The organism is Alteromonas confluentis (genome assembly GCF_001757105.1).
Classification (GTDB): domain Bacteria; phylum Pseudomonadota; class Gammaproteobacteria; order Enterobacterales; family Alteromonadaceae; genus Alteromonas; species Alteromonas confluentis.
In genome coordinates, this window is sequence record NZ_MDHN01000010.1 from 61,181 (window position 1) to 75,692 (window position 14,512).

The 14,512-nt window shown below is 47.5% G+C and carries 7 protein-coding genes and 1 pseudogene; 4 read left to right on the top strand and 4 right to left on the bottom strand.

Annotation, left to right across the window (positions count from 1 at the left end; genetic code table 11):
• Positions 1-33: 33 nt before the first annotated feature.
• The 3 genes from BFC18_RS04805 to BFC18_RS04815 are packed head-to-tail and all read right to left on the bottom strand — an operon-like array spanning position 34 to position 5,057.
• Entirely contained in the window at positions 34-1,728 is a 1,695-nt protein-coding gene (locus tag BFC18_RS04805; RefSeq protein ID WP_070124063.1) for an alpha-amylase family glycosyl hydrolase, read from the bottom strand.
• Positions 1,728-3,185 (bottom strand): MFS transporter, encoded by a 1,458-nt coding sequence (locus BFC18_RS04810; protein ID WP_070124064.1) that lies wholly within the window; start codon positions 3,183-3,185, stop codon positions 1,728-1,730. Before BFC18_RS04810 ends, BFC18_RS04805 begins: the two co-directional genes overlap by 1 nt.
• 18 nt (positions 3,186-3,203) lie before the next feature.
• The gene (locus BFC18_RS04815; protein ID WP_070124065.1) at positions 3,204-5,057 is read right to left on the bottom strand and encodes a glycoside hydrolase family 13 protein; all 1,854 of its coding nucleotides are present in this window, start codon (positions 5,055-5,057) and stop codon (positions 3,204-3,206) included.
• 412 nt (positions 5,058-5,469) lie between these two features.
• Here BFC18_RS04815 and BFC18_RS04820 point away from each other — a divergent pair, with 412 nt between their 5' ends.
• The 4 genes and pseudogenes from BFC18_RS04820 to BFC18_RS04835 form a co-directional block, all read left to right on the top strand.
• Positions 5,470-8,373 (top strand): TonB-dependent receptor, encoded by a 2,904-nt coding sequence (locus BFC18_RS04820; protein ID WP_070124066.1) that lies wholly within the window; start codon positions 5,470-5,472, stop codon positions 8,371-8,373.
• Between the two features lie 154 nt (positions 8,374-8,527).
• On the top strand, positions 8,528-10,015 hold the full coding sequence (locus tag BFC18_RS04825) for a tryptophan halogenase family protein (RefSeq protein WP_083272922.1): 1,488 nt from the start codon (positions 8,528-8,530) through the stop codon (positions 10,013-10,015).
• Complete coding sequence (locus BFC18_RS04830) at positions 10,015-11,502, top strand: tryptophan halogenase family protein (protein WP_170826565.1); 1,488 nt, start codon at positions 10,015-10,017, stop codon at positions 11,500-11,502. Before BFC18_RS04825 ends, BFC18_RS04830 begins: the two co-directional genes overlap by 1 nt.
• Positions 11,503-11,634: 132 nt before the next feature.
• Positions 11,635-12,471 (top strand): annotated as a pseudogene (locus BFC18_RS04835) (glycoside hydrolase family 97 N-terminal domain-containing protein); the annotation flags it as partial.
• 145 nt (positions 12,472-12,616) lie between these two features.
• On the opposite strand, the gene BFC18_RS04840 reads toward BFC18_RS04835, so the two are convergent.
• The gene (locus tag BFC18_RS04840) at positions 12,617-14,506 is read right to left on the bottom strand and encodes an alpha-amylase family protein (protein WP_070124070.1); all 1,890 of its coding nucleotides are present in this window, start codon (positions 14,504-14,506) and stop codon (positions 12,617-12,619) included.
• Positions 14,507-14,512: the final 6 nt, after the last annotated feature.

Sequence of the window (14,512 nt, forward strand, 5' to 3'; positions counted from 1 at the left end):
GCTTTTTTCTTTGCATTGGTCATGAAGACTTATTTACTGATTGTTCATTTGATCAAGCAAAGCGTCTAATAAAACCGGATTAGACACTTCACCGTTGCGTACCCAAACCTGTACCCCGTGAGCTGCTACAGTTGATGTAAGCGGATTGCCATCAACCGTAACCGATTGGTTACTTATTTGCTCTGTCCATTCGCCTTGTTGCATCACGCTTGTAATCGCAAAGTTTGCCGGGGCATCGCCCTTGTTGAGCAACACCAAGGCCGTTTGCGCTGCATCTTCATCTTGTACCACGCGATAAAATGCCGCTCGGTCGCCTTCCAGCTCAAGCATGTACTGCAACCCTCGCTGCAAAGCAGGCGTTTTCTGTCGTACGTGAGCGATGGGCACCAACGCTTTATAAATGTCATGGTCAGGTGCGCTATCTACCTTGTCCTGACCATAATAATTACGGTTACCACTGTGCTCAGCGGTACCGCGCATGAAGCCGGTTTCAGAGCCCATATATACCACCGGAATGCCGCGGGACGTAAACAACCAGTTATGCGCATCGATGAACCCATGGTCGGTTGCATTCATTCTTGGCATATCGTGGTTATCGTAAAACGTGGTGAGATCGTAGGGGTTATGATACGGCCCATGGGTGAGATAAAGCGCGTCGCCTAACGCCTCAAAGCCCTTTGCTTCCGTTCCGAAAACCGACACCATCGCTTTTTGCATAGGGAAATCCAGCACACTGATATTGCCGTTCTTAGGCAACGTATGCTGAGCAATAAAGTTCGCATCATATTGGAAACTTTCACCAAACATATAGAAGCCCGGATGTTGCTCACGAATGCGATCTGACATCACCCGCCAGAAGCTGTGCGGTACGTGTCGTATAGTATCAATTCTAAACGCGTCTGCGCCCTGCTCTATCCAGTATAAATAAGAATTAATCAGATAATCCTGCACGTCCGCATTCGACTCATCCAGGTTCGACAGCTCCACTAAATCAGGAAAAGGATGAAAGAAAGCCTGCAGCGGATTGGAGGGGTCGAGTTCTGTAGGATGAAGGTTGCCATGGTCAGCCACCAGCTTGCCGCTAGCATCATAGATTTCACCAAAGCCAGGTTGATCCACCGGCATAGTAAAGCTGGGCGAACCGTGATTTGCCACAATGTCGAATACTGTTTTGAGTCCGGCATCATGCATGGCACTGGTGTAGTCTTTCACACTGAGGGAATCGCTGACCAAGTGCTCATCCGCTTTGTAAAAATTCGTCGCCCAATAACCGTGATAACCGGTTTTCCCACCGTCTTTAAACTGACCGCCATAGGTGATTTGTTCACTACCGGTAAAAGCCTGGTTCGGGTTATCAACGACCGGGGTTAACCACACCGCAGTGAATCCCATTGCTTTAATGAAATCGATATTGTCGACCACACCTTGTAAGTCTCCTCCCATGTAGCCCACGTTAGCGTATTGACCGTCCGGTCCATCGAGTCGCAGTTCCCAGGTAGGATGCTCGCCACCCTGGGTTTCATAATTGTTTGTTGGGTCACCGTCGACAAAACGGTCAGTCATAATGAAGTAAATAGCCTCTGCGCTAAACGGCTCATTGGTTCCCTGTAAAACTGGGGGATTTGTTATAGCCTGCGCTGCCGCAGATTCTGTGGATGTGCTTTTACACGCTGATAAACCCGCTGCAGTGGCCAGCAGCATACATTGGGTAAGTTTTGATAGTTTCATCATAGTTCCTTGTCTACCGCCTGCTGACTATTGAGTTCGTTCTCGCGAACAAACAAAACAGCAATCGCGCCGCAGATCATCGATACACCAGCGACCAGAATGATATTGATCGCGGTGTTGTCAAACAGGCTGCTTAAAATCCAACCGGCAGTGAGTCCGGCCACAATTTGCGGAATGGCAACGGTAAAATTGAAGATCCCCATATACACACCGGTTTTTTCTGCAGGTAATGAGCCTGCGAGCATGGCATAAGGCATGGCAAGGATTGCTGCCCAGGCGATACCCACACCAATCATCGGTATCACTAAATTGACAGCCCCTTGGGGCACCGTGACTTCGGTGATAAGCAAATTAACGTGTACGGCTTCCAGATCCTGGAAAAAGAGAAAACTGATGTAACCAATGCCACCTAACAACAGTGAACCGGCATAAATGGTTTTACGGCCAAAACCATCGGCTAAGCGAGCCAGAAATACTGAGAACACGGCCGCAAATACACTGTAGGCCGCAAACAATATCCCCACCCAATCACCGGCAGCCCCTTTTGCAGCAACAACAAACTCGGGCATGCTACCTACCGACGCAATATAGGCAGGATCGAACCATTGTTTGTCTATATTCCATATGTGCTGGGTGATGGCGGGCATGGTATAGACCCACATGATATAAAGCGCAAACCAGGAAAAAAACTGCACCACCGCCAACTGCTTCATGGTGTCAGGCATGGTTTTTACCAGTGTCCAGAATGGGGTTTTCTCTGCCTGCGTTGCATCGTCAACATTCAGCCCTTTGTAACGGGCATAATCTTCTGGTGCGTACTCTTTGGTTCGAATAACAGTCCAAATCACCGTTCCCAATAAGACAGTGGCGCCAATATAAAATGCCCACACCACAGAAGGTGCCACCTCACCTAACGCAGCCGTATTATCCAAGCCAACCACGTTGGTTAGAATGAAAGGCAATAAGGAACCGATAACGGCACCAATATTAATCAGTAGCGCTTGTACAGAGTAACCGGCATTACGCTGTGACGCGGGTACCATGTCGGAAACCAGTGAGCGGAAGGGTTGAAAACAAACGTTAAAAGAAGCGTCCATAAGCGCCAACATCATTGCGCCAAACAGCATCGGAGCCATTAACGTAACGAAGAGTGGCGCATTTGGCATTAGCAACATGCCAATAGCCGCGGCGATGGCGCCGGCGAGAATAAAGGGGCGTCTACGACCTAACCGGTTCCAGGTTCGGTCTGATGCAGAGCCAACAATAGGTTGAATGATCAGCCCCATAATAGGCGCCACCAACCAAAATAATGCCAGTGAGTGTAAGTCTGCCCCGAGATCAGAAAGAATGCGACTGACATTGGCATTTTGCAGGGCAAACCCAAACTGCACACCGAGGAAGCCAAAACTGACATTCCATATTTGCCAGAAAGGTAAGGTAGGTTGTGTTTTATTCATTTTATTCTCTAATTATAATTATTTGCTGATCAGCCACACGGTTGCCTGGTTCGCAGGCACCTCAAGCGTGCTGTCTAGCGCCTTGGTGGCAAAGCCTTTCGCGTCGACACGCTGAATTTGTGAGAATGTCGACAGGCGCTCATCAAAACGATATATATCGAGGGCTTTCTCGTCGCCCTTGTTAAGCACGACCATGAGTTGTTGCTGGGTTTCTGCGTCGTGACGAAAATACACGTAAGTACCGTCGAACGGAACGAAATGCGTCATTTCCCCGCTAAATAATGTTGGATAAGATTGACGCAATTGCAACAAATTACGAATAAACTGTTGTGCATTTGTCTGTTCGGGGGTTAATCCCTGCCCCGTAAATCCGTTGCTGCTATCGCCCTTCCAGCCACCCGGAAAATTGCTACGAATGATCCCGTGGTCTTCCGTACCCGGATTTTGCATTAACAGTTCTGTACCATAGAAAATCTGCGGTATCCCTCGGGTAGTCAGAATGGTTGTCATGGCCATTTTCCACTTATCAATATCATGGCCAAGTTGGGTGTAAATACGACTCATATCATGATTATCGGCAAATATGACCAATTTAGACGGATCACCATAAATAAAGTCGCCTGCCAGCACTTCAAAGAGCTTTTTCAACCCAGTTCCCCAGCCCTCATCTTCATTAAGCGCGGTAACCAAAGCGGCTTGAAGCGGAAAATCCATCACCCCTGGCAACCAGGATTTATAACCGTCTTTACGCAAGGTGCCGTGCTGCCAATAGGAGGTAATAACAGGATTAACAGACCATTCCTCACCGACGATATTTAATTGGGGATATTCGGTCATTAATCGATGGGTCCAGGCCGACAAAAAGGCCTTGTCTGAATAGGAATACGTGTCTACACGGATGCCGCTTAATCCCGCATATTCAACCCACCAAACGGCATTTTGAATGAGGTACGTGGCAAGCTTAGGATTGCTCTGGTTTAAATCTGGCATCGAGGGCACAAACCAGCCATCGTTAAAGGCGGCTTTATCGAATTGGGTTCCATGAATGTCGTGCATGGTTTCGCGAATATGCGTGGTCGCGGAAAATTCCCCATCGTGATGTATCCAGTTTTCATCCGGTGCAGTGTTCATCCACGGATGATTGCCCCCAATATGGTTAAGCACCATATCCATGATGAGACCAATACCCTGCTCTTTGGCCGCAACACTTAATTTTTTGTAGTCAGCATTACTGCCATACCGGGGATCAATGTTGTAGTAGTCTGTAATCGCATAGCCATGATAGGAGTAGCTGTCCATGGCATTTTCAAGCAAAGGCATTGACCAAATTTGGGTAAATCCCATTTTGCTCAGGTAATCAAGGTGATTAATTATTCCTTGAATGTCGCCGCCATGACGCCCGCCTTTATTTTCTCTGTCGAGTGCATCTTTATAACCATCAACATCATCATTTTGGGTGTCGCCATTTGAAAATCGATCTGGCGTTAATAAATAAATTGTATCTTTACTATCGAACCCTTGTCGGTTGGCAGAACCCGTTTGCCGCGCATGCAACGCATAATCCAGCGTGATCGTGTCACCGGATTTCTTTTCGATAGTGAGTGACACCTTACCCGGTTTAGCATCGTCACTGATTTCCAAGTCGACAAATAAGGTATTGTCATTGGAAGAAGGGACGATGCCTTTAACAACAACCCCCGGAAAATTTGTTGTAACAGTACCGTCTCCCACTCCCTCTTCTTCAATCAGCAACTGCAAATGACTTTCTTGCATGCCAACCCACCACATGGGAGGCGAAATCGTGGCAGCCTGCGATGCTGACAAAAAGAAGGCACTGGTTAAAATGCTTGAGGTTAAGCGGCTGATTTTCATACTTGGGGTTCCTGACTACAGCTTTTGTTTTTACATGCTGTTAACGATACGTTAATTGCTAGGAGATACTACCTTGTACTGCCAAAGCGCACCAAACCCCTGCATACGTATTCAAAGAAATTAGACAGATGCGTCTTTCGTGACTATATAAATATTTGAGAAGCGTTTGAATCTCTTGGGTTTTTTACACAAATGCAACATTACAACCCCCTTACACAAAACACCTCAATTCTGAATCAATTAAGCCATAAATGGAAAAAATACCCACAATGCATATACATCATGGAATTATAAAAACTTAATCAATTAAGAAAAAACAAAAAACTTCTTGCGAATTATAAAAACAACGCCTATTGTTAATGCAATGTTGCAGCAATGCACATCATGTAAAAGCACAAAAGGGCACTACAAAATGAAGAAAACACAATTTTTTAAACCCGCTGTCCTGACGCTGGCTGTCAGCTCAGCGCTCTACTCTGGCGTAATCAGCGCACAACAAACAGAAAATGCTGATGCTAAAGACGTGGAAGTCATTGCTGTTAAAGGTATTCGAGGCTCGCTGATGCGGGCTCAGGCCGTTAAGATGGATAACTCATCCATTGTTGAAGCAATTTCTGCTGAAGATATCGGTAAACTGCCAGACTCCTCTATCGCTGAATCACTGGCACGATTGCCTGGTATGGCCGGTGAACGCGTAGGTGGTCGTACTTCCGGTGTTTCAGTTCGTGGTTTTAAAGAAGACTTCACCGGTACTTCATTGAATGGTCGTGAACTTATCGGTATCGGTGACAACCGTGGTGTGGAATACGATTTGTATCCATCAGAAATCATGACTGGTGCAACCATTTATAAAACCGCCGATGCCTCCCTGTTAGTTCAGGGTATTGGTGGTACGGTAGACCTGCAAACCGTGCGCCCTCTTGCAGCCCAGGAGACGCTTACTCTCACTGGCGTTTATGAAATGGGTGGCAACGACTCTGATAACCCGGAGTTCGACAACACCGGTAAGCGCTACGCCTTGTCTTTCGTTGAAAAATTCGCCGACGACACCATGGGTATCGCGGTTGCTGTGGCAACGACAGAATCACCGCGTAACGAAAGAAAATACGGTGTTTGGGGCTACGGTGAAAACGAAAATACCGGTGCCATCGTTCCTTCAGGTCTTGATACGCAAGCAATTAGCCGCGTTCTGGAACGCGACACCTTCTCGGGTATTTTCCAATGGCGTCCTACTGACGATTTAGACATTGTGGTAGATGCGCTTAGCATTGATTATTCAGACTCAGGTGTGATTCGTGGATTTATCGAACCGTTCGAGCTGGATGAAGCGGCGCAAAATGGTTCAGGCGTAAATACAACCGGTGTGCAACGTGCCGCCAATCCTGTTTTACGTACCGACCCTGCGCAGAAAGACGGTGAACTGACTACCTTTGGTCTTAACGTTAACTATCACCTGAATGATGAATGGTCAGTTACATTAGACGTTGCAGATAGCAGCTCCGAGAAACGCGATTTGCGCGGTGAGTCTTATGCCGGTATTGCCAGAAGTGGCTCTGACATTGGCGATGGTGCTTCTCGTACACGTAACTTCGAGATGAGCTCAGACGGAATTTTCTTTACCGGTTCAACAGGACTTGGTGCTTTTTCCGACCCGAGTCTGTTACAACTTACCGGCCCGCAAACCTGGGGTGGCGGTATGGCAGCCCTTGCTGATGAATTTACGGCATTGGGTGGCAGTTTCGAAAACGCGCAAGACGGCTTCCTGAACTACGCGGATTTCGAAGAAGAATTAACCACGGTACGTCTTGAAACTGAAGGTCTGGTTGAATGGGGTATCGTCAATAAAGTTAATGTAGGGGTGGCATACAGCGATCGCTACAAAATGAAAGACAACCGCGGTTTCTTTGCTACAGCCTCTAGCTTCCCTGATTCGGAAGCCATTCCAAGTGAATATTTATACGACGGCTTAGCCGACCTCACATGGGCAGGTCTTGGTCAGGTTGTAGCTTATAACGGTTTCGCCCCTTACAACGATGGCGAATATACGCTGAACGATGCAGGCTTACTGGAACCAGATCGTCTGGGTGACACGTTTAAAATCTATGAAGAAGTGACAAGCCTTTTTGCCAAGTTTGACTTTGAGACCGAAGTCGGTGGTTTCCCTGTAATGGGTAACTTCGGTGCGCAATATGTGCAAACCGATCAACGCTCTACCGGGTACATCGGTATTGTTGGCGAGAACTTCAAAGTATGTGACGCTGACAACAACAACGTTATCGACGCCGATTGTATTCAGGATATTTCTGACGACTACTCACACTTCCTGCCAAGTCTGAATGTGACGGTTGAAGTGGGCGACAACCAGTTCTTACGCTTTGCAGCAACGAAAACCATCAGTCGTGCGCGTATTGACCAGATGAAAGCTTCAGGCTTTGTGAAGTACGATCAAAACCTTAACCTGGTCGCGATCCCTAACAACCAGGCTGCAGTAGACCAGTACGGTACACCATGGTCTAAATTCCAGGGTAATCCGCGATTACGTCCGCTGGAAGCGAACAACTTTGATATTTCGTTCGAGAACTACTTCGAAGACGAAGGTTATATTGCTGTAGCCATGTTCTACAAAGACCTGGTTAACTGGACACGTGACGGTAACCTGACTATCGACTTCACCAACGATGAAACAAACGGTGGCGCGAATTATTACATTCCAAGCTTCCACAACAAGGAAGTGATCGCCGAAGAAGGCTTGGTGGGTCCTGATGGTACTTTCTACGCTCAGGGTACAATTTTAACGCCCCCTGACACAGGTACATTCTCGTTCTTCGAAGATGGCCTGACAGGAAGCGTGAAAGGGGCTGAAGTAACAGCGCAAGTTCCACTGCGCATGGTCACTGACGTATTAGATGGTTTTGGTGTGGCTGCCTCTTACACCTACATCGATGCTGAGTTAAACGACGGTACCGCCATTCCGGGACAGTCTGACAGAACCATGTCTCTCACCGCTTATTATGAAAAGAACGGCTTTGAAGTACGTGTTGCTGCAACAGACCGTGGTGAGTTCCTGACTTATCAACGTGGGGGCTCAAACAAAATTGAAGCCGCTACCCGTGACGGTATCACTCAGGTCGATGCACAAATCAGCTACGACTTCGAAGACAGTGGTATTCAGTATCTGGAAGGCTTACGCGTTTCTTTACAAGGTACCAACCTGACCGATGAAAAAGAAGAAACCCGCGACAGCAACGGTATCGTAACCCTGCGTCGTGAATTTGGTCCTTCATACATGCTGAACTTCAACTATTCTTTCTACTAAGTCGTTAACCATTGGCACCGGTTTTAACCGGTGCCTGGTTCATCGTCGGGGAATTTACTTTCCATATTGCGCAGGCAAATTCCCCTTCTTTCATTTACTCACTTGCAAAAACTCTTAATATACTTTTTTACATAGCTAATAAATGGATTCGCGTATGAGCGCTCACATTCGCAAACTTGTTGTCGCTGGCGGCGGCACCGCTGGCTGGATGGCAGCCGCACTGCTAAAAAAAGTACTTGGTCACCTGGAAATCGAGCTGGTTGAATCTCAAGATATTGGCATCGTTGGCGTAGGTGAAGCCACCATCCCACCTATTCAAACATACAACCAATTCCTTGGGTTAGATGAAAAAGCTTTCCTGAGCGAAACCAACGCGTCAATCAAACTCGCTATCCGCTTCGAAAACTGGAAACAAAAAGGCAGCAGCTATTACCACACTTTCGGTGCCCCGGGTGCGACGGTCGGCTTTGTTGGCTTCCAGCATTATTGGTTACGGGCAATGAAAGCGGGCCTGAACAAATCATTCTGGGATTACGACCTCAATTATTTGGCGTGTAAAGCAGGTACATTCAATAAAATCCAAACCGACAATCCAGTATATCAACTCCCCTACGCTTACCATTTTGATGCCACTTTGTATGGTCAGTTTTTAAGACGATTGGCTGAAAAATCAGGCGTGGTGAGAACCGAAGGTAAAATTGAACATGTAAAAACAAACCCAGAAACCGGGTTTGTGGAGGCGTTGCAACTTACCAGCGGTAAACAAATCCACGGCGACCTGTTTCTCGACTGCACCGGTATGCGTGGTCTACTGCTACAAAAAACACTCGGCGTCGAATACGAAGACTGGTCAAAGTGGTTGTGTGCAGATTCAGCCCTTGCCGTACCTTCCCAGCGCCATGAGAAAACCGCTCCGTTCACTCGCAGCATCGCCCACGAGAGTGGGTGGCAGTGGCGAATTCCGCTAACACATCGAAATGGCAATGGGCTGGTTTACAGTTCCCGTTATATGGATGACGACACCGCTGAACAAACCCTGATGTCTAATCTGGACACCGCCCCCTTAGATACGCCGCGAAAGATCACCTTTCGAACCGGACGTACCGTTAAACAATGGCACAAGAATGTCATTGGAATCGGGCTTTCCAGCGGATTTCTGGAACCCCTGGAATCCACCAGCATACATCTTATTCAAAGTGGTATTGTCCGCTTGCTTAAAATGTTTCCAAATCATGCCATCACCCCCAGCATGGAAGCGCTGTACAACGCCGAATCAAAAGAAGAATTTGAAACGATTCGAGACTTTATCATTTTGCACTATAACGTGACTGAACGTGATGACTCTGAGTTTTGGCGAGACATGCAAAAACTCGCACTTCCTGAAAGACTTGCCACCAAAATAGATGCCTTTCGCGACACCGCGACGCTGCATAATGAACAGAACGATATATTTCGCGATGCTTCATGGGTTGAGGTGATGCTCGGCCAAGGGATAATGCCGCAAAGCTACCATCCTTCTGCCAATAACTTCTCTGATCAAGAGATCCTCGCGATCATGCAGAAAATAGAAGCCGCCAAACTGCAGCCTTTGGGCAGTCTTGTGGCACATGATGATTTTCTTCGCAAGATCACGGCGAACTGATGCGTTTGCATAACATCGTTATCGCAGGAGGTGGTACGGCAGGTTGGATGGCCGCCAATCTCATCGCACATGCCTGGCGGGATAAACCCGTTTCGGTCACCCTGGTTGAATCCGCTGATATTCCTACCGTGGGTGTGGGTGAAGGGTCGACCCCTACATTAAAACGCTTTTTCAGTGATCTCGGTATTGCAGAGCAAGACTGGATGCCAGCCTGCAATGCGACCTATAAAGTCAATATTCGCTTTCGCAATTGGAGTCCAGGTTCAGGCATTAAAGAATATTCACACCCGTTCATTAGTCAGCCTGATACATTCACAGAACGGGCATTTCATGTGAACTGCCATACTCGCCGATTAGGTCTTGATGTAAACACCCAGCCAGACGACTTTCTGCTCAACGGCTGGCTTGCAAAAGCGCACCGAGCCCCTAAAACACCGCCTAATTTTCCTTTTAGAATCGAGTATGGATATCACTTTGATTCCGCCCTGCTCGGCCGCTTTCTTACAAAGCATGCAACTACGCTGGGAGTCATGCGTAAAGAAGGAAATATTGCGCAGGTTCTAAAACATGCCAATGGCGATATTCGCGGGCTTCAAATGGCAGACGGCAGTTTTGTGGAAGGTGACTTTTTTATCGACTGCACCGGCTTCCGCTCTCTTTTATTACAACAGGCGCTCGAGGTAGGGTTTACGTCTTTCAGTGACAATTTATTTAATGACAGCGCCGTTGTGTTGCCTACACCTGCTGCTGGGCAGCTACCTGTTGAAACCGTTTCAACAGCGTTATCCGCAGGCTGGGCCTGGTCTATTCCGCTTAGCCACCGCACCGGAAATGGCTATGTCTTTTCGTCAGCGCATATCAGTCACGATCAGGCTGAAACAGAACTACGACAGCACCTTGGTTTAGCTGATAATGACGGTGAGGCCCGCTTTCTTTCTATGAAAGTCGGACAGGCTCACAAGCACTGGCATCGAAATTGTCTTGCACTAGGCCTGGCGCAGGGATTCATCGAGCCCCTGGAAGCCACTGCGCTTCACCTGGTACAACTTTCCACAGAATTCTTCATTGAACATTATGAGAAAGGTCATTTCGGTTCAGCTCACCAAGACACCTTCAACGCTCACATTAGCGAGCGATTTAATCGGGTTCGCGACTATATTGTGGCCCACTACAAACTGAATACCCGAGACGATACTGACTATTGGCGAGAGAACCGTAACAACATGGCGCTGTCGGAGTCGCTGCTTCAACTCCTTGATGTGTGGTATCGAAAGGGAGATTTGCCCGCCGAGATCCAACGGCAAAATCTGCATCACCATTTCGGCACCACATCATGGCACTGTTTGCTTGCCGGCTACGGTTGCTTTCCCCCGCTAGCCAAGAATCAACCTGGATTAGGCGATTTATTCGTAGAGAAAGATCTCGATGCGTTTTTCCGTGGCTGTTTACTTAATTTTCCTACTCAACAAGATTACCTACAACGGTAATATCTCTGGATGTAACACATGCGCAATTCAACTCTTTTAACGGTAGTTTTTCTTTTGTTGCTTTGCGGCGCCATAGACGCACAAGCAATGGATACGAATAGCCGGGCTTAAAAACACGTACTCCATTCTCCTGATGGTAATTTGTCCGTCACCTTTGTAGTCAATGACGGCAGTCCAACCTATTCGGTCAGTTTGGGTGACAAGCTGCTTATTCGCCCTTCCGCGCTGGGTTTTCGATTTAAACACCAAGAGCCACTATCAAACAATCTTGAAGTAACAAATACTCGCCAGAAGCATCATCGTGATTCCTGGGACACCGTATGGGGAGAGCGAAAAACGGTTGTCGACAACTACGAGCAGCTCCAAATCGATTTGCAGGAAACCACAACACAGCACCGTCGTTTTTCGCTAATATTTCGGGCTTATAATGACGGCATCGCATTTCGTTATGCCATTCCACAACAACCTGAGCTCAACAGACTGACGGTTACCGAAGAACTCACTCGCTTTTCCTTTAACCGAAATTTTCAGGCATGGTGGATCCCCGCATATAAAAACCAACGCTATGAGTATCAATATGCAAATTCGGCATTAAGCAGTGTCGATATCGCCCATACGCCAATCACCTTAGAAGACGACGGCATTATCATGGCGGTGCACGAAGCCGCGTTGTTGGACTACCCATCAATGACGCTGAAAAGTATTAACGATAATCAGATCATCTTTACTGCAGATCTGGTGCCCTGGGCGAACGGTGATAAAGCGTATATCAATACGCCGTTTATTAGTCCCTGGCGTGTCATTCAGGCAGGAACCTCAGCCGTCGATCTCCTCAATAGCGATATCATGCTTAATCTTAACGCGCCTGCTGAGGAAAACATCGACATCAGCTATATCAAACCCGGTAAATACATGGGGATATTGTGGGAAATGCACACTGGGAGCGCAATCCGGCCAGTTACCGAATAACAACCACCGAGATTGTTGGTGGCGAAAGCGTATTACTAAAACTACAACCCGGCGGTGGCGCAGCCTTGCATTTTGCTGCACTTTCCGCCGAATCGAAACAGTAGTAAATCACCCAACTTGGTTACGCATAACCTTATGGCGCTTATTACCGGGACAATATAACCGATTGAAGTGGTTCGAGTTTTAGTTGGATTATCCGTTTGCCACCAATTTTATGTGATGCGTGAGTGGTGTCAGACAATAAATCCGTAAAGATGGCAGCCCCGCGTTGGCTGTCATCTAACTGCGTGATGTCAGGAACGGTAAGCGTAACCTCGACAGCCTTTTCACTGTAAAAATTACTGACACTTATTAGCTGCGCTGATTCTGTGTGGCGCTGAAAAGCAAAAACAAATGGGTCGTCGCTCATACCATCAACCAACATAGTACATTGCAATGAACGATATTCACCCGAGCTGGCCACAGGATGTGTTCTCGCGATATTCAATACGCGGAAATAGTAGTCTCGCAATGCGGCTTCATCTTCAGACAACGCGCCGCCATCAAATGCCCCATTGTTCATCCAACGCTGATGGGCGGGCACACCACCGTAATCGAAAATAGAAGTTCGGGTTGGCTGCCCAAAACCTAGCGCTTCACTGCCATCTTCGCCGACTTCCTGACCAAAATAAATAAGCATGGGCGATGCGCTAATAAGCGCTGATACCACCAAAGCCGGCTTCCCTTTCAACGGGTCGCCAGCAAAGTTTTGACTAGCAATACGCTGTTCATCGTGGTTCTCAAGAAAGTGCAACATGTGAGGAGCAATATCGGCATACTGCTGCTGAATATTATCAAGTGCAGATACATTCCCGTTTCCCTGCATGATGCGTTTTAATGAATCATAAAAATCTACCTTGTCATACAAATAGTCCATTTTGCCCAAGTGAATGTAATCTCGGTACAGCGCAGGTTGATAGACTTCTGCCAACAGCAATGCGTCTGGATTTACCTGTTTTATCGCGCTATTAAGATAAGACCAGAAGGCCACAGGCACCATCTCAGCCATATCGTATCGGAAGCCATCTACGCCTTTGTCCAGCCAGTACAGCGCAATATCGCGAAACTTAATCCACGAATCAGGCACTGTTTTTCCACGCCAGAAATTGGCGTGCTGCTGCAATGTGGCGTCAGAAGAAAGTGAGTCGGGAAACGCGGGAAATGCGTTTACGCTACCGGGTGAAACGCCATAATTTATTTTTACGGTCTCATACCAATCGTTAACGTCAGGCTTAGCCTTGCTCGCACCGTTACCCGTCCAACGTGCGGGAAATTCATCGAATTCACCATCAACAAGCGGATGGGCTTCACCACCTAAGGGCTCGGTTTGTGAAGTAAAGTCGGGGATTTCAAATTTTTCACCCGGCAGGTAATAGAAATTATTGTTCTTGTGGTAGGTTACCGTAGTGTCGTCATGTATCCCAAACGTCGTTTCCGGACGGGTAAGAGACTCGTACCGGCGGGCAACGTGATTTGGCACAATGTCAATGATCACTTTCAGGCCAGCATCATGAGTACGTTGAATAAGTGCCTCAAATTCCGCCAATCGACGAGTAGGATCTACGGCTAAGTCTGGGTCAACATTATAATAGTCTCGTACTGCATAAGGTGAACCTGCACGCCCCTTTACCACATCAGGATCGTCAGGCTGAATACCAAACGCACTATAGTCTGTGACGGAAGCATGATGAGGTACACCGGTATACCACACATGCGATACCCCCAATTTGCGGATTTCATTCAATGCTTTTGGCGAAAAATCTGCAAACTTACCCACACCATTCTCTTCAATGGTGCCCCAAGGCTTATTGGTTGTATTGGTGTTGCCAAACAGACGGGTGAACACTTGATAAATAATCACCTTATTCTGCTGCGCGTTTTGTTCTGCATCACGAGTAGGCGTTGTCACATTCTGCTCCGGTGATTGCTGACATCCCATAACCATCACTACCGTGATAGTGAGGGATACGATGCGGTGTATTTGCCTGGTAAGCATAGACCT